The organism is Mesorhizobium sangaii, from assembly GCF_014207355.1.
GTDB lineage: Bacteria > Pseudomonadota > Alphaproteobacteria > Rhizobiales > Rhizobiaceae > Mesorhizobium > Mesorhizobium sangaii.
This window is the reverse complement of sequence record NZ_JACHEF010000007.1, coordinates 178,158-200,758: the sequence shown is the minus strand read 5'-3', so window position 1 is coordinate 200,758 and position 22,601 is coordinate 178,158. Positions and strand designations below refer to the sequence as shown.

20 protein-coding genes are annotated in these 22,601 nt (G+C 63.0%); 9 read left to right on the top strand and 11 right to left on the bottom strand.

The features are described from left to right. Positions 1–54: 54 nt before the first annotated feature. The 6 genes from HNQ71_RS28565 (at position 55) to HNQ71_RS28540 (ending at position 6,846) form a co-directional block, all read left to right on the top strand. On the top strand, positions 55–1,443 hold the full coding sequence (locus HNQ71_RS28565) for an aldehyde dehydrogenase family protein (RefSeq protein WP_184876725.1): 1,389 nt from the start codon (positions 55–57) through the stop codon (positions 1,441–1,443). Positions 1,444–1,461: 18 nt separating this feature from the next. After that, a complete protein-coding gene (locus HNQ71_RS28560; RefSeq protein WP_184876723.1) occupies positions 1,462–2,634 on the top strand; it encodes an iron-containing alcohol dehydrogenase in 1,173 nt (390 codons plus the stop codon). 242 nt (positions 2,635–2,876) lie between these two features. Next, complete coding sequence (locus HNQ71_RS28555) at positions 2,877–3,983, top strand: ABC transporter substrate-binding protein (protein ID WP_184876721.1); 1,107 nt, start codon at positions 2,877–2,879, stop codon at positions 3,981–3,983. 65 nt (positions 3,984–4,048) lie between these two features. Beyond that, complete coding sequence (locus HNQ71_RS28550) at positions 4,049–4,963, top strand: ABC transporter permease (protein WP_425492274.1); 915 nt, start codon at positions 4,049–4,051, stop codon at positions 4,961–4,963. Further along, positions 4,960–5,751: an ABC transporter permease gene (locus tag HNQ71_RS28545; RefSeq protein ID WP_184876711.1), complete on the top strand. Its 792-nt coding sequence runs from the start codon at positions 4,960–4,962 to the stop codon at positions 5,749–5,751. Before HNQ71_RS28550 ends, HNQ71_RS28545 begins: the two co-directional genes overlap by 4 nt. Before the next feature lie 30 nt (positions 5,752–5,781). Continuing rightward, positions 5,782–6,846, top strand: coding sequence for an ABC transporter ATP-binding protein (locus HNQ71_RS28540; protein WP_184876709.1), 1,065 nt, complete (start codon positions 5,782–5,784; stop codon positions 6,844–6,846). 38 nt (positions 6,847–6,884) lie between these two features. On the opposite strand, the gene HNQ71_RS28535 is transcribed toward HNQ71_RS28540, so the two are convergent. Further along, positions 6,885–7,511, bottom strand: coding sequence for a glutathione S-transferase family protein (locus HNQ71_RS28535; RefSeq protein WP_184876707.1), 627 nt, complete (start codon positions 7,509–7,511; stop codon positions 6,885–6,887). Between the two features lie 126 nt (positions 7,512–7,637). On the opposite strand from HNQ71_RS28535, the gene HNQ71_RS28530 reads away from it, so the two are divergent. The 3 genes from HNQ71_RS28530 (at position 7,638) to HNQ71_RS28520 (ending at position 11,045) form a co-directional block, all read left to right on the top strand. Further along, entirely contained in the window at positions 7,638–9,188 is a 1,551-nt protein-coding gene (locus tag HNQ71_RS28530; RefSeq protein WP_184876705.1) for a cation:proton antiporter, read from the top strand. A 92-nt stretch (positions 9,189–9,280) separates the two neighbouring features. After that, positions 9,281–10,192, top strand: a complete 912-nt coding sequence (locus HNQ71_RS28525) for an endonuclease/exonuclease/phosphatase family protein (RefSeq protein ID WP_184876703.1) — start codon at positions 9,281–9,283, stop codon at positions 10,190–10,192. 7 nt (positions 10,193–10,199) lie between these two features. After that, positions 10,200–11,045, top strand: coding sequence for an EamA family transporter (locus HNQ71_RS28520; protein ID WP_184876701.1), 846 nt, complete (start codon positions 10,200–10,202; stop codon positions 11,043–11,045). A 59-nt stretch (positions 11,046–11,104) separates the two neighbouring features. Here the strand turns inward: HNQ71_RS28520 and HNQ71_RS28515 are convergent, their stop codons facing one another. The 10 genes from HNQ71_RS28515 to HNQ71_RS28470 form a co-directional block, all read right to left on the bottom strand. Beyond that, on the bottom strand, positions 11,105–12,322 hold the full coding sequence (locus HNQ71_RS28515; RefSeq protein ID WP_184876699.1) for an MFS transporter: 1,218 nt from the start codon (positions 12,320–12,322) through the stop codon (positions 11,105–11,107). Positions 12,323–12,413: 91 nt separating this feature from the next. Beyond that, positions 12,414–12,731 carry a Dabb family protein gene (locus tag HNQ71_RS28510; protein ID WP_184876697.1) on the bottom strand — a complete coding sequence of 106 codons (318 nt, stop codon included), beginning with the start codon at positions 12,729–12,731 and terminating at the stop codon, positions 12,414–12,416. Positions 12,732–12,739: 8 nt separating this feature from the next. After that, a complete protein-coding gene (locus HNQ71_RS28505) occupies positions 12,740–14,368 on the bottom strand; it encodes a GMC family oxidoreductase (protein WP_184876695.1) in 1,629 nt (542 codons plus the stop codon). Between the two features lie 13 nt (positions 14,369–14,381). Then, on the bottom strand, positions 14,382–15,143 hold the full coding sequence (locus HNQ71_RS28500) for a 3-ketoacyl-ACP reductase (protein ID WP_184876693.1): 762 nt from the start codon (positions 15,141–15,143) through the stop codon (positions 14,382–14,384). Beyond that, the gene (locus HNQ71_RS28495; protein WP_184876691.1) at positions 15,140–16,657 is read right to left on the bottom strand and encodes a GMC oxidoreductase; all 1,518 of its coding nucleotides are present in this window, start codon (positions 16,655–16,657) and stop codon (positions 15,140–15,142) included. Before HNQ71_RS28495 ends, HNQ71_RS28500 begins: the two co-directional genes overlap by 4 nt. A gap of 5 nt (positions 16,658–16,662) precedes the next feature. Further along, positions 16,663–17,778, bottom strand: coding sequence for an ABC transporter ATP-binding protein (locus HNQ71_RS28490; protein ID WP_184876689.1), 1,116 nt, complete (start codon positions 17,776–17,778; stop codon positions 16,663–16,665). Between the two features lie 4 nt (positions 17,779–17,782). Then, positions 17,783–18,727 (bottom strand): carbohydrate ABC transporter permease, encoded by a 945-nt coding sequence (locus HNQ71_RS28485; RefSeq protein WP_184876687.1) that lies wholly within the window; start codon positions 18,725–18,727, stop codon positions 17,783–17,785. Next, positions 18,724–19,680, bottom strand: a complete 957-nt coding sequence (locus HNQ71_RS28480; RefSeq protein WP_184876685.1) for a carbohydrate ABC transporter permease — start codon at positions 19,678–19,680, stop codon at positions 18,724–18,726. Before HNQ71_RS28480 ends, HNQ71_RS28485 begins: the two co-directional genes overlap by 4 nt. Positions 19,681–19,770: 90 nt before the next feature. Then, positions 19,771–21,024 (bottom strand): ABC transporter substrate-binding protein, encoded by a 1,254-nt coding sequence (locus HNQ71_RS28475; RefSeq protein WP_184876683.1) that lies wholly within the window; start codon positions 21,022–21,024, stop codon positions 19,771–19,773. Positions 21,025–21,083: 59 nt separating this feature from the next. Beyond that, a complete protein-coding gene (locus HNQ71_RS28470; RefSeq protein WP_184876681.1) occupies positions 21,084–22,595 on the bottom strand; it encodes an aldehyde dehydrogenase family protein in 1,512 nt (503 codons plus the stop codon). Positions 22,596–22,601: the final 6 nt, after the last annotated feature.

The window sequence follows — 22,601 nt, the reverse complement described above, 5'->3', positions numbered from 1 at the left end:
ATGAGGGCAGCGCCACGCCACAAGATTTTGTTGTAGAATGCGAGGACTTACAAAATGACCGAGACGGTCAAACTCAAATCCCCCATCGATGGCTCGATCTACGCCGAGCGGCCCGTGGCAACGGACCAGGCGATCAATGCCGCGGTCGAGCGCGCCAAGGCGGCGCAAGAGAGGTGGGCCGAGACGCCGATCGTCGAGCGCGGCAAGTACATGCTGGCGATGCTGGAAGCGCTGGTCGCGATGACCGACGAGATCGTGCCGGAGATCGCCTGGCAGATGGGGCGTCCGGTGCGCTATGGCGGCGAGTTCGGCGGCGTCAAGGAACGCACCAACTACATGGTCGAGATCGCCGAGGTGGCGCTCAAGGCCGTGCCGGCTTCCAACCCAAAGGACGGCTTCCGTCGCTATGTGAAAAAGGACCCGCTTGGCGTGGTCATGGTGATCGCGCCGTGGAACTATCCCTATCTCACGGCGGTCAACACCATCGTGCCGGCGCTGATGGCCGGCAACGCCGTCATCCTCAAGCATGCGGCGCAGACGCTGCTGGTTGGCGAGCGTTTCCAACAGGCTTTCGACAGAGTGGGCCTGCCCAAGGGCGTGTTCCAGAACGTCGTGCTCAACCATGCCCAGACCGAGAAGCTGCTCGGTTCGGGCAAGATCGACCACGTCAACTTCACCGGTTCGGTCGGCGGTGGCCGCGCCATCGAAAAGGCGGCGGCGGGGACCTTCATGACGCTCGGCCTCGAGCTTGGCGGCAAGGATCCGGCCTATGTGCTGCCCGACGCCAAGATGGATCATGCGGTCGCCAATCTGGTTGACGGCACCTTTTACAATTCCGGCCAGTGCTGCTGCGGCATCGAGCGCGTCTATGTGCACGAAAAGGTCTATGACGAGTTCGTCGAGGGCTTCATCGCCGAGACCAAGAACTATGTCGTCGGCAATCCGCTCGACCAGGCAACGACGATGGGGCCGATGGCGCAGGCGCGTTTCGCCGACCTGATCCGCGAGCAGAAGGCCGAAGCGCTGCGCAAGGGCGCGGTGGCGCACATCAACATGAAGGTGGCCAATGACAAGGCCGGCTCGCCCTATCTGGCGCCGGAAGTGCTGACGCAAGTCGACCATCAGATGAGCGTCATGCGCGAGGAGAGCTTTGGGCCGATCGTCGGCATCATGAAGGTGCGCAACGACGAAGAGGCGATCGCGCTGATGAACGACAGCCCTTACGGGCTGACCGCTTCGATCTGGACCCGCGATACGGACCATGCCGTGGCGATCGGCAACCGCGTCGAGACCGGCACGGTGTTCATGAACCGCTGCGACTACCTCGATCCGGCCCTGGTCTGGACCGGCGTCAAGGACACCGGCAAGGGTGCTGCCTTGTCGGCCATCGGCTATGACAACCTGACCAGGCCGAAGTCGTTCCACCTGCGCGAAGCCATCTGAATTTTCGAAAGACAAAAAATGTCCAAGCTGATCTCCAAATGGAACTACCCCACCACCGTTCGCTTCGGCGCCGGGCGCATCAAGGAACTGCCTGAGGTGTTGGCGGCCACCGGCATCAAGCGGCCGCTGTTCGTCACCGATCCCGGCCTGGCGAAACTGCCGGTCGTTGCCTCGACCCTGAAGATCCTCGACGATGCCAAGGTCCCCTACGGCGTCTTTTCCGAGGTGAGGCCGAACCCGGTCGAGTCCAATCTGACCGCCGGCATCGCGGTGTTCAAGAAAGGCAAGCATGACGGCGTCATCGCCTTCGGCGGCGGCTCGGCGCTCGATCTCGGCAAGCTGATCGCCTTCCAGGCCGGCCAGACGCGGCCAGTTTGGGACTTCGAGGATGTCGACGACTGGTGGACGCGCGCCAATTCCGACGCGATCGCGCCGATCATCGCGGTGCCGACCACGGCCGGCACCGGTTCGGAAGTCGGCCGCGCCGGCGTCATCACCAATGAAGCGACGCACACCAAGAAGGTCATCTTCCATCCCAAATTGCTGCCGGCCATCGTCATTGCCGATCCGGAACTGTCGGTCGGCATGCCCGGCTTCATCACCGCCGGCACCGGCATGGACGCGCTTGCCCACTGCCTCGAGGCCTATTGCGCGCCGGGTTACCATCCGATGGCCGACGGCATCGCCGTCGAAGGCGTCCGGCTGGTCTTCGAGAACCTGCCGAAGGCCTATGCCAACGGCAAGGATCTCGTCGCGCGCGCCCATATGATGAGCGCCGCCGCGATGGGCGCCACCGCCTTCCAGAAGGGGCTGGGCGCCATCCACTCATTGTCGCATCCGGTCGGCGCGCTGTACGACACCCATCACGGCATGACCAATGCGGTGTTCATGCCCTATGTGCTGGCCTTCAACAGGGACTCCATCGAGGAGCGCATCGGCCGGCTTGCCGCCTATTGCGGCATCAAGGGCGGCTTCGACGGCTTCGCCAAGGCGATCATTAAATTGCGCAGGGAACTCAAGGTGCCGCATGCTCTGCCGGGCCTGATCAAGGGGCTCGACATGGACAAGAAGCGCAAGGGGCTCATCGCCGACATGGCGGTGGTCGATCCGACCGCAGGCGGCAACCCGGTCAAGCTGACCAAGAAGGCGGCCCTGACCTTGCTTGAAAACGCTATCGCCGGCACGGTGTAAGACGGCTTTCTTGTTAGAAATTGATCTGGAAAATCAGGGCAAACCAAGGGGGAAAGGATGAAACACATGGCGGAAAGTAATTAGCCGGAAAAATAAGTGATGGCTAATTGCTACAGCCGGTTAAAAAGAGTTAAATTTTCGCGCTGCGAGCAGCCGGTTTCACAAAGCTTTCATCTGGCTGTCACATGAAAACGATACCGGATCGCAGGCGTCCAACGGCGTCAGTTCAACGGAGAGAACACATGTTCAAATTCACGGGGAAAGTACTTTCCCTTTCGGCCGCGACCCTGATGGTGTCGTCGGTGATTTCGTCCGCGGCTTCGCTGGACGATCTCGTCAAGGCCGCCAAGGCCGAAGGCCAGCTCACCACCATCGCCTTGCCACATGACTGGTGCGGCTACGGTGACGTCATCGCCGGCTTCAAGGCGAAGTATCCGGAAATCACCATCAACGAGCTCAACCCCGATGCCGGCTCCGGCGACGAGGTCGAGGCAATCAAGGCCAACAAGGACAACAAGGGCCCACAGGCGCCTGACGTCATCGACGTCGGCCTGTCCTTCGGCCCGTCCGCCAAGAAGGATGGTCTGATCCAGCCTTACAAGGTGTCGACCTGGGACTCGATCCCCGACAGCGCCAAGGATGCTGAAGGCTACTGGACTGGCGACTATTACGGCGTGCTGTCCTTCCAAGTGAACAAGGACATCGTCAAGGAAGCTCCAACTGACTGGGCCGATCTGCTAAAGCCGGAATTCGCCAACACTGTCGCACTGGCCGGCGATCCGCGCGCGTCGAACCAGGCTATCCAGGGCGTCTATGCTGCTGGCCTGTCGTCGGGCGCCGCTGCTGGTGAAGCCGCCGGCACCGCTGGCCTCGACTTCTTCAAGAAGCTGAACGCCGCCGGCAATTTCGTCCCGGTCATCGGCAAGGCTGCGACCCTCGCCCAAGGCCAGACTCCGATCCTGATCACCTGGGACTACAACGCGCTCGCCGGCCGGGACACGCTGAAGGGCAACCCGCCCGTCGACGTCGTCGTGCCGAAGACCGGTGTCGTCGCCGGTGTCTACGTGCAGGCGATCAGCGCTTACGCGCCGCATCCGAACGCCGCCAAGCTGTGGCTGGAATACCTCTACTCCGACGAAGGCCAGGTCGGCTGGCTCAAGGGCTATTGCCACCCGATCCGCTTCAACGACCTTGCCAAGAACGGCAAGATCCCCGCGGACGTGCTGGCTAAGCTGCCGCCGGCCGAATCCTATGCCGCGGCGGTGTTCCCGACGCTGGACGAGCAGGCCAAGTCCAAGGAAGCCATCACCAAGAACTGGGATGCGGTCGTCGGCGCCAACGTCAAGTAACAAACGCCATGCCGGGCGGCCTCGAGGTCGCCCGGTCCCCTTTTCTCGAAGACGGTAGCCGGCGCATGACCGATATCCCAATGTCAGACCACGCTGTCACCGGGAAGACCGCGCCTCCCGCCGAGGCACGCAGCATGAGGCTGCCGACGCAGTGGTTCGGCGTTGCCCCCTTCTTCATCTTCGCCATCATGTTCCTGATCCTGCCCACGCTCTATCTGATGCTGGGCGCTTTCCAGAATGATGCGGGTGAGTTCACCTTCGAAAATATCGCAGCACTGGCGCAGCCGTCGATCGTTGCCGCCTACTGGATCTCGATCAAGGTCAGCCTTGCCTCATCGTTGATTGGTGCCTTCGCCGGTCTCGCCATTGCCATCGCCATCGTGCGCGGCGGTCTGCCGGAATGGATACGCTCGGCGACGTTGACCTTCTCCGGTGTCGCTTCCAATTTCGCCGGTGTCCCGCTGGCCTTCGCCTTTATCGCCACGCTCGGCCGGCTTGGCCTTGCCACGGTGATCCTGAACACCTTTTTCGGCCTCAACATTTACGCTCACGGCTTCAACATCCTGTCTTTCTGGGGGCTGACGCTGACCTATGTCTACTTCCAGATCCCGCTGATGGTGGTGATCATCGTGCCGGCAATCGACGGCTTGAAGAAGGAGTGGGGCGAGGCCGCCGCGACACTCGGTGCAACCATGGCGCAATACTGGCGCATGGTGGTCATTCCGGTGATCTGGCCAAGTTTCCTTGGCACGGTCATCCTGCTGTTCGCCAACGCCTTCGGCGCCATCGCCACCGCCTATGCGCTGACAGGCTCGTCACTCAACATCGTGCCGATCCTGCTCTATGCGCAGATTCGCGGCGACGTGCTGCACAATGCCCATCTTGGCTACGCGATCGCCTTCGGCATGATCTTCATCACCGGCCTTGCCAATGTCTTCTACATCTGGTTCCGGACCCGTTCCGAGAGGTGGCTGAAATGAAGTCGGGAAAGTTCTGGGCCTGGGTCGTCTTCGCGCTGGGCGCGGCCTATTTCTTCATCCCGCTGATCGCGACGGTGGAGTTTTCCATGCGCATGCGGCGTGGCGCGTACTCCTTTGACGCCTACAAGGTGGTGTTGGGCGATCCTCGCTTCCAGGCGACCTTCGGCTATTCAGTGCTTGCCGCCGTCTTCACCATCATTCTCGGCGTGCTGATCGTAGTGCCGGCCGCCTACTGGATCCGGCTGCGCCTGCCGCAACTGCGGCCGCTCGTCGAGTTCATCACGCTGTTGCCGCTGGTCATTCCGGCCATCGTCATCGTCTTCGGCTATATCAGGATGTACGGATCGAACTCGCCGCTGCCGTTCCTGGCCAGCGACACCGGTACGAACGCCCTGCTGGTGATCGGCTATGCCACGCTGTCGCTGCCCTATATGTACCGTGCGGTCGACACCGGGCTCAGAACCATCGATGTGCGAACGCTGACGGAGGCGGCGCAGATCCTTGGCGCCGGCTGGTCGACGATCATCACGCGCGTTATCCTGCCCAATGTGCTGATCGCGGTGTTGTCGGGCGCGTTCCTGACCTTCGCGATCGTTATTGGCGAGTTCACCATGGCCAGCCTGCTCAACCGACCCGCTTTCGGCCCGTATCTACAGAACATTGGCGCCAACCGCGCGTATGAGCCGGCAGCCCTTGCCATCATCGCCTTTGCCATCACCTGGGGCTGCATGTCGCTGATCCAGATCCTGTCCCGCTTCGCGCCGAGATCGGCGAACCGCCCCAATTGATCGAAAAGTACTGATCGAAAGAACAACACCATGGCCGACCCGTTCCTCTCCATCCAGCACGTGCGAAAATCCTTCGGTGCCACCACGGTGGTGGAGGATTTCAATCTCGACGTCGAGCGCGGCGAATTCGTCTCGTTCCTCGGTCCGTCCGGCTGCGGCAAGACCACCGTGCTGCGCATGGTGGCGGGCTTCGAGGAGCCGACAGCCGGCAAGATCGTCGTCGGTGGCAAGGACATTACCAGGCTGAAGCCCAACCAGCGCAATGTCGGCATGGTGTTCCAGGCCTACGCACTCTTCCCGAACCTGACCGTGGCGCAGAACATAGGCTTCGGCCTGAAGGTTGCCGGTATGCCCAGGGCGGACATCGATGCGCGTGTCGCCGAGATGCTCGGCATCATCAAACTGCCGCAAATGGCGGATCGCTATCCCTACCAGCTCTCGGGCGGCCAGCAGCAGCGCATTGCGCTGGCCCGCGCCATCGCGCCGAAACCGAAGCTGCTGCTGCTGGACGAACCCCTTTCGGCGCTCGACGCCAAGGTGCGCGTGTCGCTGCGCGAGGAAATCCGCTCGATCCAGAAGAAGCTCGGCATCACCACCATCTTCGTCACACATGACCAGGAAGAGGCGCTGTCGATCTCGGACCGCATCGCCGTCATGTATGGCGGCAAGGCCGAACAGGTCGGCACGCCGTTCGAGATCTACAACCGTCCGGCAACCAAGTTCGTCGCCAATTTCGTCGGTACGCTGAACGTGCTCGAAGGCAGGGTCACCGATGCTGCATCCGGCAAGGTGCAGGTCGACACGCAGGAAGTCTCGCTCAAGGGCAAGCTCAACGGCTCGAAGTCCGGCGACACGCTGTCGCTTGCCCTGCGTCCGGAAGCCATTTCGCTGGGCCTTCAGCCCGGTCGCGACTCCAGTCTTTCCGGCGAGATCTCCGAAGTGCATTTCCTCGGCTCGGTGATCCGGGTTCGCGTCGGCATCGGCGGTAACACCGTGTCGCTCGATACGTTCAACAGCCCTGCCACACCGCCGCCTGCTGTCGGCGAAAAGGCCCAGATTTCGTTCTCGTCGAGCGATATGCTGGTGCTGCACTAGGCGGTAGAGCGGACCGGAAGAACAAGAACCAAGCCCCCTCAGGCCGGCGCGATGAATGGCTGCATGACTTTCTGAAAGACCGGTAGCGCTTCCATTCGTGCGGCATGTGCGTCCAGCGCCGGGAGGTCGGCCAGCGGCACAAGCCCGGGATGCGCCTCGCCAATGAAGCGGAGCACGGCACCAACCGCGATGTCGGCATGGCCGATGCGGTCGCCGAACCAGTAAGGTGTCGACCTTCCCTGACGATCGGCTTCCAGGACTGCAAGGACAGCCTCGATCTGTGTGCGGCAGCGCCCGGCCCAGAGGTCGGAGACTTTCTCGTGCAGCCGCGTCTCGTAGAACAGGCTGACCGCCTTGTCGCCGAGGCCGGTTGCCAGGGCTGATATCCGCAGCGCCTGGTGACGCGCCGGTTCGGCCGTCGGAAACATCCTCCGCTCGGCCGGAACGAGGCTGTCGAGATAGTCGAGCATCAAATGGCTTTCGATCAGCACCTCGCCATTGTCCAGCACCAGGGTCGGCACCCGCGTCAGCGGGTTGTAGGGCCGGATCTTGTCTGCATCGCCGAAGGCCGACCACGGACGGTGCTCGTAGGCGATGCCGTATAAGGTCATCGCAATGCCGACGCGGCGAACGAAGGGGGAGTCAAATTGGCCAATCAGGATCATGGTCGGACTTTTACGCTGCAAGTGACTGCTGGACATACTGCCACGGGGCTTGTGCGCAATGGCCAATCAACAGCATCTTGCTGGCCTGCCACTGCCGACAATGCAGCATCACGGGGATAACAGGCCATGGCTCTTTTCGAACTGACGCTTGTCCTGCTTTTGACTGCCGTTGCGCTGACGGCGCTGTCGCGACGGCTGGAGATTCCCTATCCGTCCCTGCTGGCCTTGGCCGGGGTCGGGATTGCCTTCGTGCCTGGTGCGCCAATGATCGAGATCGATCCGGAACTGGCTCTTGCCCTGTTCATTGCACCGGTGCTTCTGGATGCCGCCTACGACACATCGTTGCGGGATCTCAACCGCTACCGGCTGCCGCTTGCGTTGCTGGCGCTCGGCGCCGTCGTCTTCACCACGGCGGTCGTTGCTTTCGTCGGCTGGAAGATGGCCGGGCTGCCGATCGCGGCGGCAATCGCGCTCGGCGCCATCGTCGCGCCGCCCGATGCGGTCGCGGCGAGCGCCGTACTCGGGCAGTTCAAGGTGCCGCACCGCATCACCGCCATCCTGCAGGGCGAGAGCCTGCTCAACGATGCCACAGCACTCCTGATCTACCGCCTGGCGGTTTCGGCAGCGCTCGGCTCGATCATGCTGAGCAATGCCATCCCGACGATCCTGCTGTCGACGATCGGCAGCCTCGTCGCCGGTTATCTGCTTGGCCGCTTCTCGCTGCTGACGCTCAGCAGGATCGAGGATGCGGCAAGCAGCACCGTGGTGCAATTCGCCGGGACATTCGGAGTCTGGATCCTGGCCGACAGGCTGGGCCTGTCCGCCATCATCACCATCGTCGTCTACGCCATGACCATTGCGCGGATGGCGCCGCGCCGCATGTCGGCCAGGCGGCGCGTCAGCACCTATTCGGTGTGGGAGTCGGCGGTCTTCGTGCTCAACGTGCTGGCCTTCGTGCTGATGGGCCTGCAAGCACGATCGATCGTCGGCCGGCTCTCCGGCGAAGGGCAAGGCGAAGCCTTTCTCTTCGCTGCAACGGTGCTGGCCGTCGTTATCGTGGCGCGCCTCGTCTGGGTGGGGAGTTACGTTGCGATCATCCGATGGTTGGCCCGTTTCGGAAGCGAAGGCCAAAGGCGAGATGTGCCGACGTTTGGCGGCGCGGTGCTCGTCGGTTGGTGCGGCATGCGGGGGCTGGTGACGCTGGTGGTGGCCATTGCGCTGCCGGCGGGTTTTCCCGGCCGTGATCCGATCGTGCTTGCCGCCTTCGCGGTCGTTCTCGGCACGCTGGTGCTACAAGGCATGACCTTGAAGCCGCTGCTGCGGATACTCAACTTCGACCCGGACAGAACGATCGACAACGAGGTGGCGCAGGCGCGAGTCGCCATCATGCAGGCCGCCCTTGACGTGTTGAGCCGCAAGACATCGGCGGCGGCTGCTGTTGTGCGCGAGCAGTATGAGGCTCAGCGCCTGATCGCTCAAAACCCGGAGGACGCACAGGCGGCAACCGAATATGACCGGCTGCGCCTCTATGCCATCAACCGCCAGCGCGACACGCTCGAGGAACTGCGCCGCAACGGCACAATCGGCGACGAGGCCTATCACCGGCTTGAAGAGGAAATCGACTGGTCGGAACTGGCGGCATCGCCAGCTGGAAGTTTCCAGCCGCTGACGACGTGAGATATCTGGCCCAAGCCGCTGCCATTTCCCTGCACATTGCAACCAATCTGCCGAACCGTTACTGCCATCATCGAAATTGAGCCGGATAAGCAATGAAGCTGGTCAGCTACAACATCCAGTACGGGTTCGGCAGCGACGGCCGCTACGATCTTTCGCGCGCCGCGCGCCTCGTCGCCGGCGCCGACATTATTGCGCTGCAGGAAGTCGAACGGCACTGGCAGCGCAGCAATGACGACGACCAGCCGGAGCTTATTTCCCGCCTGCTGCCGGACTATCACTGGGTCTATGGTCCGGCCTTCGACATGGACGCCAGCGAGCGGCGCGACGGCCGTCTGATCAACCGGCGCCGGCAGTTCGGCACGATGGTGCTGTCGAAGCTGCCGATCGTCTGGTCGCGGCTGCATGCGCTGCCTATGCACCGCACGCTGCGGCCGCTCAACACGCGCAACGCGGCACTTGAATGCATGATCCGCACGCCGGCCGGCCCGGTTCGGGTGTTTTCGTTGCATCTCGCCCATATCGCAGCGGAGGAGCGGCTGGAGCAGATCGATTACCTCCTGGGCGAACATCGCCGTGCGACCCGCGAGGGCGGGCCGTGGAGCGGCGTCGATGACGAGCCTGCGCGCAACTGGAGCAATGGCGAGCCGGAGCCGGAAAACCCGCTGGAAGCGATCTGGATGGGCGATTTCAACATGGAGCCGGGCAGCGCCGAATATGGCCGCATCGTCGGCAGCACGCCCTATCATCGTGGCGCCGCCTACCTCGACGGCTTCGTCGATGCCGCCGCCGTTGCCAGCCAGCCGACCGGGAATTTCCACACCCATGTGAAGACCATCGACGGCAAACTGGCCAAACGCCGGCTCGATCATTGCTTCGTCGGCGGCATGTTTGCCGGGCGCGTCCGCTCGGTCGGCGCCGATGTCGGCGAGGAAGCATCGGACCATTTCCCGCTACGGGTCGACATCGACCTCGAAATGCCGCTCGCCGTGCTGCGCGGCGGATGATCCGGCAATGACGCCCTTCGTCTTCTTCGCGGTGCTTGCCGCCGCCGCCATGCACGCGATCTGGAACGCGCTGGTCAAGGTCCATCTCGACCGCTTCCTGTCGATCACGCTGATGACGCTCGGCATGGGCGCTGCCGCCCTTGTCGTGCTGCCTTTCGTCGAGGTGCCGAAGGCAGAAGTGTGGCCCTACATCATCGCCTCGGTGATCTTCCACATGGGCTACCGGACCTTCCTGATCGGCGCCTACCAGGCCGGTGATTTCGCCCAGACCTATCCGCTGGCGCGCGGCACCGCTCCGCTGTTGGCGGCGCTTGGCGGTATGTTCGTGGTCGCCGAGGTGCCGGCACCGCTTGCAATTCTGGGCATTTTTCTGCTGTCGGCCGGTACGCTGGTGATGTCGTTTCGTGGCGGTGCGCATCTGGAAAGGCTGAACCTGCGCGCGGTCGGCTTTGCGTTGGGCACCTCGATCTTCATCGCCAGCTACACGCTGTCCGACGGCAGCGGCGCGCGGCTGGCGGCCACGGCGCAAAGCTATGCCGCCTGGCTGTTCATCTGCGATGCCCTTGGAGCGCTGGTGCTGTGCCTCATCTTCCGTGGGCCGAAAGCGCTGCCGGTGCTGGCACGCGACTGGAAGGTGGGCCTGTTCACCGGCGTGCTCAGCGGCGCGGCCTACTGGATCGTGATGTGGGCGATGACCAAGGCGCCTATCGCCTCGGTGGCATCGCTGCGCGAGACTTCGATCCTGTTCGCCATGATGATCTCGGTCTTCGCCCTCGGCGAGAAGATGACCAGCTGGCGCGCTGCCGCCGCGCTCAGCATCGTCGCCGGCGTCGTCGCGCTCAGACTGGGCTAAGCTTGATCCCGAAAAGTTGCAGACTTTTCGGAAAAGATCATGCGAAAAACCTAAGTCTTTCAGCCCAGCACGGTCATCACCTGGCCGCGTCGCTCCGGACTGAAGCGGATGACGACGATGATGCAGACGGCAACCACGCCGGCAAAAAGCGCCAGCGCATAGCCGTAGCTGCCTCCAGGGGCTTCAGCTATGCCTGCCTGGTAAGGGCCGCCATAGGACGCCGCGAGATTGCCGGCCTGATAGATGAAGCCGGGCAAGGTCGCCCGCACGGACCCCGGCGAAAGCTCGTTGAGATGCACCGGGATGACGCCCCAGGCGCCCTGGACCGCGACCTGCATGACGAAGGCGCCAATGGCAAGCATGAAAGGCGTGGTGCTGTAGGCCCACAGTGGAATCGACGGCAAGGCGATCAGGCACGCCAGCGTGATGGCGTTGATACGGCCGATCTTCTCGGACAAAGCACCGAATGCCAGGCCGCCGACGATGGCGCCGATGTTGGCGACGATGGTGATCCAGCTCACCGTATGCGGATCGAAGCCGTGCTGCTTCTTCAGGAAGGTCGGGTAGAGATCCTGCGTGCCATGGCTGAAGAAATTGAAGAACATCATCAGCACGACCGCATAGAGCGCGACGCCCCAGTGCTCTTGTAGCGTTTCGAGGAGCCCGGGCCTGGCGGTCTTCTGCGCGTCGATGAAGGCCGGCGATTCCGGCACGTGCGAGCGGATGAACAGCACGATCAATGCCGGCACGAAGCTGAGCAGGAACATGGCGCGCCAGCCGATCGTGTAGCCGCCGATCGTCTGCTGGTAGAGCAGGCCATAGACCACTGCCGCCAAGAGGTAGCCGGTCGGATAGCCGCATTGCAGGATGCCCGAAACCATGCCGCGCGCGCTGGGCGGGATGGACTCCATGGCGAGCGAACTGCCAAGTCCCCATTCGCCGCCCATGGCGATGCCGAACAGGGCGCGCAACGCCAGGAAGATGCCGAGATTGGGCGAGAAGGCGGCGAGCGCGCCAATCACTGAGTAGCTGACGATGTTGAGCATGAGGATGGGCTTGCGCCCGTATTTGTCGGCAAGCATGCCGAAGAAGAACGCACCGATGAAGCGCGTCGCCAAGGTCAGGAACAGCGCCTTCGAGACGGCCGGGACGTCGGTCTGAAATTCAGTCGCAATATCCGTGAGCAGGAATGTCAGGAGGAAGAAATCGAAAGCGTCGAGCGTCCAGCCCAGAAATGAAGCCAGGACGGTTTTCTTCTGTTGGGAATTGAGGTTCAAGACGTTCCTCCTTTGCCGTCCCCGGGCAACGATATGTCGCCCGGTCGGGAAAAGAGAACAGCTGGTCAGCCGGCTTTCGAAAAACCGGCGGTCACTTTTTCGTAAGCTCGAGATCGAAGACCATCAATCCGTCGGTGCCGCCTTCTAGAGCGGCGACCAGTCGGGCGCCGGCGCGCTGATGCGCCTCATGCACCAGATAGGCATCGCGGGCGGCGCCATCGCTGAAGTCGATAGTGAAGGCATGGGTGAAGTCGCGCGCGAACGGCTCCGGGCTGACATTGGCGCTGAATTGGACCGTGTCCATGCCGTTGATCACCTGTCGCAGCGCCTCGAGATCGGCATGGATCGCCATGCGCTCGGCGGCGGGAACATCGTTGCGAAACCTGGCGAAGACACAGTGCCTGATCATCTTTGCTCCTAAGCCGCCCGGTTTCCGGAAAATACCGCGGGCGGCAGCGGCTCGCGGTCGAGGATGAGGTCGGCGCCCTTCTCGCCGACCATGATGGTTGGCGCATTGGTGTTGGAGGAGGGCACGCGCGGCATCACCGAGGCGTCGCAGACCCGCAGGCCCTCGATGCCCCGCAGCCGCAGATCGGGTGTCACCACGGCCATGTCGTCATGGCCCATGCGGCAGGTGCCGACCGGATGATGGTCGGTCTTGGAACTGCGGCAGGCATAGTCGAACAGCTCGTCGTCGCTGGCGAGCGACGGGCCGGGCAGCACCTCTCGCAGCACGTAGGGCTGAAGTGCCTTCTGCCGCATGATCTCGCGCGCCAGCCTCAGCCCCTTGATCGACATGGCGCGATCATAGGGATCGGACCAGTAGTTCGGATCGATCAGCGGATGGTCGGCCGGGTCGGCGCTCTTCAGCCGAACCGTGCCGCGCGAGCGCGGCCGCAGGAAAGCGGAGTTCAAGGTGACGCCCGGGTTGTTCAGCTTCTCGACGCCGGCCTCGATGCCGGAGCCCAAGCCGAGATGGAACTGGATGTCGGGCGAGGCTGCGGTCGGGTCGGCGTACCAGAAGCCGCCGGTCTCGAACAGGCTGGAGGCCACCGGTCCCTTCTTCAGCAGCAGATATTGCAGGCCGGCCCAGGCCGTGCGGTGTAGCTTGGCGTAATTGTCATAGGTATGGTCGCCGGTGCATTCGGCGATGACGAACAGGTCGAGATGGTCCTGCATATTGGAGCCGACGCCGGGGAGGTCATGCACGGGCGTGACGCCGACAGCTTTCAGATGGTCGGCCGGGCCGATGCCAGACTGCATCAATAGCTTCGGCGAGCCGATGGCGCCGGACGAGACGATCACCTCGCTGTCGGCGCGCAGGATTTTCTTCTCGCCGCCCGGCCTGTCGACGATCTCGACACCGATGGCGCGGCCTTTCTCGATGACGATGCGCGTCACCAGCACATCGGTCCTGACGGTGAGGTTCTTGCGAGCGCGGATCGGCTTGAGATAGGCGACCGAAGCGGAGGAACGCCTCGCATCCTTCTGAGTCAGCTGATAGTAGCCGACGCCCTCCTGGGTGGCGCCGTTGAAATCCGGGTTGAAGGGAATGCCCATCTCCTGGCCGGCGCGGAAATAGGCTTCGCAGATCGGCAGCGGCGAGATCGGGTTCGACACGCCGAGCGGGCCCTGGTCGCCATGAAAGTCGTTGGCGTAGCGCTGGTTGTTCTCGGCGCGTTTGAAATAGGGCAGCACATCGCGATAGCCCCAGCCGGCGAGACCCTCTTCCTTCTCCCAGGCGTCATAGTCGCGGGGATTGCCGCGCGTGTAGATCTGGGCGTTGATGGAAGAACCGCCACCGACCACCTTGGCCTGCGTGTACCAGAAGACGCGGTCCTTCATGTGCTTCTGCGGCACGGTCGACCAGCCCCAGGAGGCAATGCCCTTGGTCATCTTGGCAAAGCCCGCCGGCATGTGGATGTAGGGATGCCAGTCCTTGCCGCCGGCTTCCAAAAGCAGCACCTGATGCGTCGGATCCTCGCTCAGCCGGTTGGCCAGAACGCAGCCGGCCGGGCCGGCGCCCACGATGATGTAGTCGGTCATGACACTATCCACCTTACAGCCGCGGCACGGAGAGCGCGCCGTCGACATTGATGATCGAGCCGGTCGAAAAGCCGAGCTTGCCGCCGGCAAGAGTCGCCACCACGGCACCGATGTCCGATGCTTCGCCCCAGCGCTTTGCCGGCACCAGCCCGCCGTCGATCAAGGCGCCGTATTTGGCGGTGACGCCTGAGGTCATGTCGGTGCGGATGATGCCCGGCCGCACCTCGAACACAGCGATGTCTTCGGCGGCGAGCCTGAGCGCCAGGGTCTTCACCCACATCGACAGGCCGGCTTTCGAGATGCAGTAGTCCGGCCGTTCCGGCGACGCCATTTCGGCGCTGACCGAGGTGATGGTGATGATCGATTTCGGGTGATTGCCGGGTGCAGCCAGCATCGCCTTGGCGACGGCCTGGCTGAGGAACACGGTGCCGCGCAGATTGATGCCGAGCACCTTGTCGAAGTTCTCCGGCTTCAGCTCCAGGAGGTCGCCGCGCACCACGGCGCCGACGCCCGCGTTGTTGACCAGGCAGTCGATGCGGCCGAAGGCGCGCATCGCGGCGTTGACGAGCGTGGTGTGACTGGCAAGATCGGCGATGTCGCAGCTGACATAAGCGAACTTCGCGCCGTGCTTGGCGATGTCTTTGGCTAACCCGTCAGCGGGTTTTTCGGCAAGGTCGGCGACGAGGATATCGAAGCCGGCATCGGCAAGCGCCCGGGCGCACGCAAGGCCGATGCCGCGCGCGCCGCCGGTGACGATGGCCGCCGGGCGGGTCACGCGGAAAGCTCGGTCTTGCGGATATGGTCGGCGACACGCAGCGCTTGCGCGGCGATCGACAGCGCCGGATTGACGGCGGCCGAGTTCGGCAGGAAGCCGCCATCGACAACGAACAGGTTCTGATGATCGAAGGACCGGCAGAACGGGTCGAGCGGCGCGGTTGCCGGATCGTCGCCCATCTTCACCGTGCCGCACTGGTGCGACGGGGTGCGCTTGTCAAAGGGGCGCGACAGGACGATCGGATAGCCGCAGGCGCGGAAGTTTTCGCGCATTACCTTGGTCAAGCCGTCGAGCGACTGCATGTTGGAGCGCCGCCATTGCATGACGATATCCTTGCCGTCGACCATGATGCGGCTTTCGGGATCAGGCAGGTCCTCGCACATCAGGTACCAGTCGACAGCATGGCCGGCCATGAAATCGAGCGCGAATTTCGGCGCGAACTTCACATTGGCGCTGAGGATGTTGCCGTCGATCTTGCCGAGCAGCTGGACGTTGCCGAGCGGCTTGCCGCCCTTGCCGTCGGACAGATAATAATCGTTCAGCATCAGCGTCTTCTGGTAGACGGCATCGTTGCGGCGGCGCGGATCGATGGCCAGCATGGCGCTGGAATTGTGGTTCATGAAATTGCGGCCGACCTGGTCGGAACGGTTGGCGAGACCCTTGCCACCGCCCTTGCCGTTGGCGGGTGACGGCGAACGCAGCAGGATGACGGCGGAATTGACCGCGCCGGCGGAGAGGATGACCAGCTTCGGCGTCAGCTTTTTCAACGCGCCATTCTGGCGGTAGTGAACAGCGACGATGGTTTTGCCGTCGGCCGAGACTTCGAGATACTCGACATAGGCGCCGGTCTCTAACTTGATGTTCGGGTCGCTCAGCGCCGCCGTCAGCGGTCCTGTTTGCGCGTCGACCTTGCCCTGGCCGGTGTTCGGGAAAGCGTCCCAACCGGTCTTGCCCTCCTTCAGCCATGTGTCGATGTCGACGCCAAGCGGCAGCGAAGCCGGATGCAGGCCGAGGCCCTTGAGCTCGGCGCGGGCGCGCGCGATCGGCGCCTCGTCGGGCACTGGCCTGAAGGCATAGGGGATCGAGTGAAACGGTTCGGTCGGGTCTTCGCCCAGTGAGCCGCGCACGCGAAACAGCTGCTCGGCCTTCGAATACCAGGGTTCGAATTCTTCATAGGAAAACGGCCAGGCCGGCGAGACGCCGCCGAAATGCTCCATGGCCGCAAAATCTTCCCTGCGGTAGCGGATCAGGACCGCGCCGTAGAATTTCGAATTGCCGCCAACATAGTAGTAGTTGCCGGGATTGAAGGCCGCACCACCGGCCTCACGCCACATCTCTTTCGGCCGGTAATGACCGTCGACGAAGATGGAACGCGTGTCGCGCGCATGCGGCGTTGCCGGCAAGGGTTCGCCGCGCTCCAGCATCAGGATGGAGGCGCCGCTGCCGGCCAGACCGGAGGCGATCGTGGCGCCGCCGATGCCGGAGCCGATGATGACGATATCGGGATTGGTCATCTCGGTCAGAGAATGCGGTTTTCGGTCGCCGGATCGAAGAATACCGCTTTGGTCAGGTTGAAGGCGAGCGGCGTGTTGGTCCCGGGCTGGATGTTGGCGTCGGCACGCAGCCGCGCCACCACGCCCTTGCCGCCGAGATTGGTGACGGCGAAGGTGTCGGAGCCTGCCGGTTCAACGACCTCGATAAAGCAGTCGGCAGTGGCGATGTTGGAGGCATTGCGCTCGGCGCCTTCCGGATCGGTCAGCGCTTCGGGGCGGACACCGAAGATGATCGGCTTGCCCTGGAATGCAGACAGGCCGGCCGGCGCGTTGGCCATGGGCAGCGAGATCGGCTCGCGCGCCTCGCGCTGCAGCACGACGGACAGCGCGTTGCCGTTGGTGCCGATCGTCGCCGGGATCAGGTTCATTGCGGGGGAACCCATGAAGTCGGCGACGAAAAGATTGGTCGGGTTGTTGTAGATCTCGGCCGGGGTGCCGAACTGCTGCACCTCGCCGTCGCGCATGACGGCGATCTTGGTCGCCAGCGTCATCGCCTCGATCTGGTCGTGGGTGACATAGACGATGGTGGTGCCAGTGGTGGCGTGCAGGCGCTTGATCTCGATGCGCATGTCGACACGCAGCTTGGCGTCGAGGTTGGACAGCGGCTCGTCGAACAAGAACAGTTTTGGATCGCGCACCAGCGCCCGGCCCATGGCAACCCGCTGGCGCTGGCCACCGGAAAGCTGGCTTGGCTTGCGCTGCAGGAGGTGGCCGATCTGCAGCACCTTGGCCACCTTGTCGATCGCCTGCTGGCGTTCTGCCGCCGGCACGCCGCGCATCTCCATGCCGAAGGAGATGTTCCCGGCCACCGTCATGTTCGGATAGAGCGCATAGCTCTGGAACACCATGGCGATGTCGCGCTTGGACGGATGCAGATCGTTGATTGCGCGGCCTTCGACACGGATTTCACCCGAGGTGATCGTCTCCAGGCCGGCGATGGTGTTCAGAAGCGTGGACTTGCCGCAGCCGGACGGCCCGACGAGCACCAGGAAGCCGCCTTTCTCGAGTTCGACATCGATCCCCTTGAGGATCTCGACCTGGCCGAAGCGCTTTTTCAGACCATTGATTTCCAGAAAAGCCATCAGATTATCCTTTGACGGCGCCAGCCATCAGACCGCGCACGAAATAGCGGCCGGCGAGCACGTAGACGAGAAGGGTGGGCAGTGCGGCGATCATCGCGGCCGCCATGTTGACGTTGTATTCGACGACGCCGGTTGAGGTGTTGACGACATTGTTGAGCGCCACCGTCATCGGCATCACGTCGCCAGAGCCGGCATAGGCGGAGGCGAACAGGAAGTCGTTCCAGATGTTGGTGAACTGGTAGATCACCGTCACCACGATGATCGGCAGCGAGTTGGGCAGCATGATGCGCCGGAAGATCTGGAAGAAGCTTGCCCCGTCGATCTGCGCCGCCTTCACCAGCTCGTTCGGAAACGTCTCGTAATAGTTGCGGAAGAACAGGGTGGTGAAACCGATGCCGTAGACGACGTGAACGAATACCAGGTTCACGGTCGGATTGCCGAAGCCGAAGGTGAAGCCGGTCGCGTTCTGCAGCTTGACGCCGAACCTGCCGAAGCTGCCGAGGACCGTTGCCATCGGCAAGAGGACCGACTGGAACGGGATGAAGCAGGCAAACAGCATCAGCCCGAACACCAGCGTCGCCCCGCGAAAGCGCCACTTCGTCAGCACATAGCCGTTGAGCGCGCCGAGCAGGGTCGAGATGATGACTGCCGGAACCACCATCTTGATCGAGTTCCAGAAATAGCCCTTCATGCCGACGCAGGTCAGGCCCGAGCAAACTTCGCTCCACGCTTTTATCCATGGCTCGAAGGTCGGCGCTTGTGGCAGCGCCAGCATGTTGCCGTTCTGGATCTCGTCCATGGTCTTGAACGAGGTGACCAGCATGACGAACAGCGGCATCAGGTAGAACAGCGCGAACAGCGCCAGCAGCCCGTAGATGACGATGCGGTTGACGATCCTAGCGTTGACACCGCCGGAGGGTTGACGGGCGAGCGTGGTGATGGCGCTCATCGCGGCTTCTCCCGCAGTTCCGAATAGAGATAGGGCACGATGATGGCAACGATGGTCATCAGCATGATCACCGCACTGGCCGAGCCGACGGCCATTTCGTTGCGCTTGAAAGTGTACTCATACATGAAGTTCGACGGTAGCCAGGCCGAACCGCCGGGGCCGCCGCTGGTCAGCGCCACGACCAGGTCATATGATTTGATGGCGAGGTGGGCGAGCACGATGAAGGCCGACAGGAAGATCGGTCGCAGCAGCGGGATGACGATGCGGCGATAGAGCTGGAAGGTGGTGGCGCCATCGATCTGCGCTGCCTTCATGATCTCGCCGTCAATGCCGCGCAGGCCGGCCAGGAACATCGCCATGATGAAGCCGGAGGCCTGCCAGACGCCGGCAATGACCACCGTATAGATGACGAAATCCTTGTTCTTGATCCAGTCGAAATGGAAGCTCGTCCATCCCCATTGGTGCAAGGTCTGCTCGAGGCCGAGGCCGGGATCGAGGAACCACTTCCAGGCGACACCGGTGACGATGAAGGACAGCGCCATCGGGTAGAGATAGATCGGCCGCAGCACGCCTTCGCCGCGGATCTTCTGGTCAAGCAGGATGGCCAGGAACAGGCCGAGCGCCAGGCAGATGAAGATGTAGAGAAAGCCGAAAATTCCCATATTGGTGATCGACGTGTACCAGCTCGATGGCGGGTCGGTGTCGAAGGTCCAGCCCCACAGCCGCCGATAGGCGCGCGAGCCAGTGATGACATAGGACGGGAAGGTCTTTGAATTGGTGAAGGACAGATAGATCGTCCACAGAATGAAGCCGTAGACGAAGATAATGGTGATGGCGAAGCTCGGCGCCAGCACGATCTTCGGCAGGGCATCCTGCAGGCGCGAGCGCACCGAGGCGCGCGGACGGGCGTGCTCCGGCGTCAGCTTGATCTGGCTTGTCGCTACCGTGCTCATAGGGCTCCTCCCGTCGACGCAAGGCCAACCAGGTTCGCGGATCGGAGCCTTCCCCGCCGGGGCGGGGAAGGCGTTTTTGGTGTGTGGCGCTTACTTGGCGTCGTCGATCGCCTTGACCAGCTCGGTCACGGCCTCGTCCGAGGTCTTGATCTGGCCGTGGACGAACTTGGTCACGACATCCTTGTAGGCATTGGCGATCGCGGGCGGGGCGCCATAGCCCTGGGCCAGCGAACCGAACAACGTGCCCTTCTCGTTGGCGGCCTTAAGGTCGGCGATGCCCTTCTTGCCGCAGGCGTCGAAGTCGGTGTCCGGAACGTCGGTGCGGGCCGGAACCGAGCCCTTGACGACGTTGAAGGCTGCCTGGAAGCTCTTCGACAAAGTAGCGGTGGCAAGTGCGGCTTGGGCGGCCTTGCGGTCGTCAGATACGTCGAACATGCCGAACACGTCGGAATTGTAGACGACGCTGCCGTCGGTGCCCGGGAAGCGGTAGCACAGGAAATCGGTACCCGGGGTCTTGTTGGCGGCGTGGAACTCGCCCTTGGCCCAATCGCCCATGACTTGAACCAGGGCATCCCCCTTGATGACCATGGCGGTGGCGAGGTTCCAGTCGCGGCCCGAGAAGTTCGGGTCGACATAGGTGACGAGCTTGGCGAGGTTGTCGAACGACTTCTTCATCGTATCGGACTTCAGAGATGCGTCGTCGAGGTCGTTGAAGGCCTTCTTGTAGAACTCAGGTCCGCCGGTCGACAGCACGACAGAGTCGAACATGGTGGCTTCCTGCCAGTTCTGGCCGCCGAGAGCGAGCGGAATGACGCCGGCCGCCTTGGCCTTATCGAGCAGCGCAATAAGGTCGTCGAAGGTCTTGGGCTCGGTGCCGCCGATCTTGTCCATCACCGCCTTGTTGATCCACAGCCAGTTGACCGAATGGACGTTGACGGGCACCGCGACCCATTTGCCGTCATAGACGGTAAACTTCTGCAGCGCCGCGGGAACAACCTTGTCCCAGCCCTCCTTGACGGCGATGGCGGTGATATCGCCCATTTTGCCGGCCGCCGCATAGTCGAGGGCGGTGTAGCCGAGCATCTGAGAAGCCGTCGGCGGATTGCCTGCAGCCACCATTGCCTTCAGCGCAACCATTGCGGGGTCACCGCCACCGCCGGCCACCGGCACGTCCTTCCAGGCATAGCCTTCCTTGGCAAGGTCCTGCTTGAGCACGTTGAGGGCAGCCGCTTCGCCGCCCGACGTCCACCAATGCAGCATCTGCACTTCCTTGACGTCCTCGGCATGGGCCGCGAAAGCAAAGCCCGATGCGAGGGCCGTTCCGATAAGCAATTTGCGCAACATGTACTTCCTCCCTTGTTGCATCTACACGACCGGCGGGTGCCCGCCGGGTTCTTCTCAACTCAGCCGACCCACCATCCGGTGCGCTGGCCGCGATGAAACTGGATTGTCTTTTCTTCGGTATAATCCTCGACGGCGCGTTTGCCGAGTTCGCGTCCGAGACCGGACTGCTTGTAGCCTCCGAATGGCAGCTCGGGGTAACCTTCCATGAACGTGTTTACCCAGACGGTTCCCGAACGCACACTCCGCGCCACCGACATGCAGGTGTCGATGCTGGCGCTCCACACGCCCGCCGACAAACCATAAGGCGTGTTGTTGGCGATGTGCAACGCCTTTTCAATCGTTTCAAAAGTCAGCACCGAGAGCACCGGTCCGAATACTTCCTCGCGCGCGATGGCCATGTCCTCGGTGACGCCGCGGATGATGGTGGGATCGAGGTACTGGCCGGCATTCGAGGCCAAACGCTTGCCGCCGCTGTAGACACTGCTGCCGTCGCTTGCCGCTGCCGCAACATAGCCGGCTACCTTGGCCAGATGGTCGGACGAGATCATCGCGCCGACCTTGGTGTTGTCGTCGAGCGGATCGCCGACCGTCACCCTGGCTGTGAGCGCCTTGACCGCGCCGAGAAAATCATCGGCGATCGCCTCATGCACGATCAGCCGGCTGCCGGCATTGCAGCATTCGCCGGCATTGAAGAAGCCGCCGAACACGGCCGCGTCGGCGGCCGCTTCGAGGTCCGCGTCCGGAAAGACGATCTGGCCGTTCTTGCCGCCGAGTTCCATCGAGACCTTCTTCAGCGACTGCGCGGCCGAGGCCATGGTCATCTTGCCGACGCGGGTGGAGCCGGTGAACGAGACCATCTCGACCAGGGGATGGCTGACCATCGGCGCGCCGACATCGGCGCCAAGACCGGCAAGGATGTTGACGACGCCGGCGGGCAGGCCGGCCTGCATCAGGATGTCACCAAGAACAAAGGTCGAGGCCGAGGTCATCTCGCTCGGCTTGACGACGGCGGTGCAGCCGGCGGCGAGCGCGAAGGGAAGCTTCTGGCTGACGATGAGGAAGGGGAAATTCCACGGCGTGATGATCGAGACGACACCGATCGGCTCGCGCAGCACAACACCCAGCATAGCGTCGCCGAGATTGGCGTAGGATTCGCCGTGCAAGGTGCGGGCGAGCGAGGCGGCGTAGCGCCAGATGTCGACCGCACCGCCGATCTCGCCGCGCGCCTGGGCGATCGGCTTGCCCGATTCTAGCGCGTCGAGGCGGGCGATGTCTTCCAGCCGCGTCTCGATCAGGTCGGCTGCCTTGAGCAGGATCGCAGCGCGCTCGGCCGCCTTCATGCGCGGCCATGGGCCGGTCTCGAACGCGTTGTGCGCGGCCTGCACCGCGGCTTCCACTTCGGCTTCGCCGGCCTGTGCGTAGTGCGAGACGGTGAAGCCGTGGCCAGGGCTCTTGCGTTCCAGCATGCGGCCGTCGCGCGCATCGACATGCTTGCCGTCGATCAGCAGCCGATAGGTTCTTGGCGCTGCGGATGCCTCGGCGGGCATGATGATGTTGAGAGCGGCGTTCATCAGGTT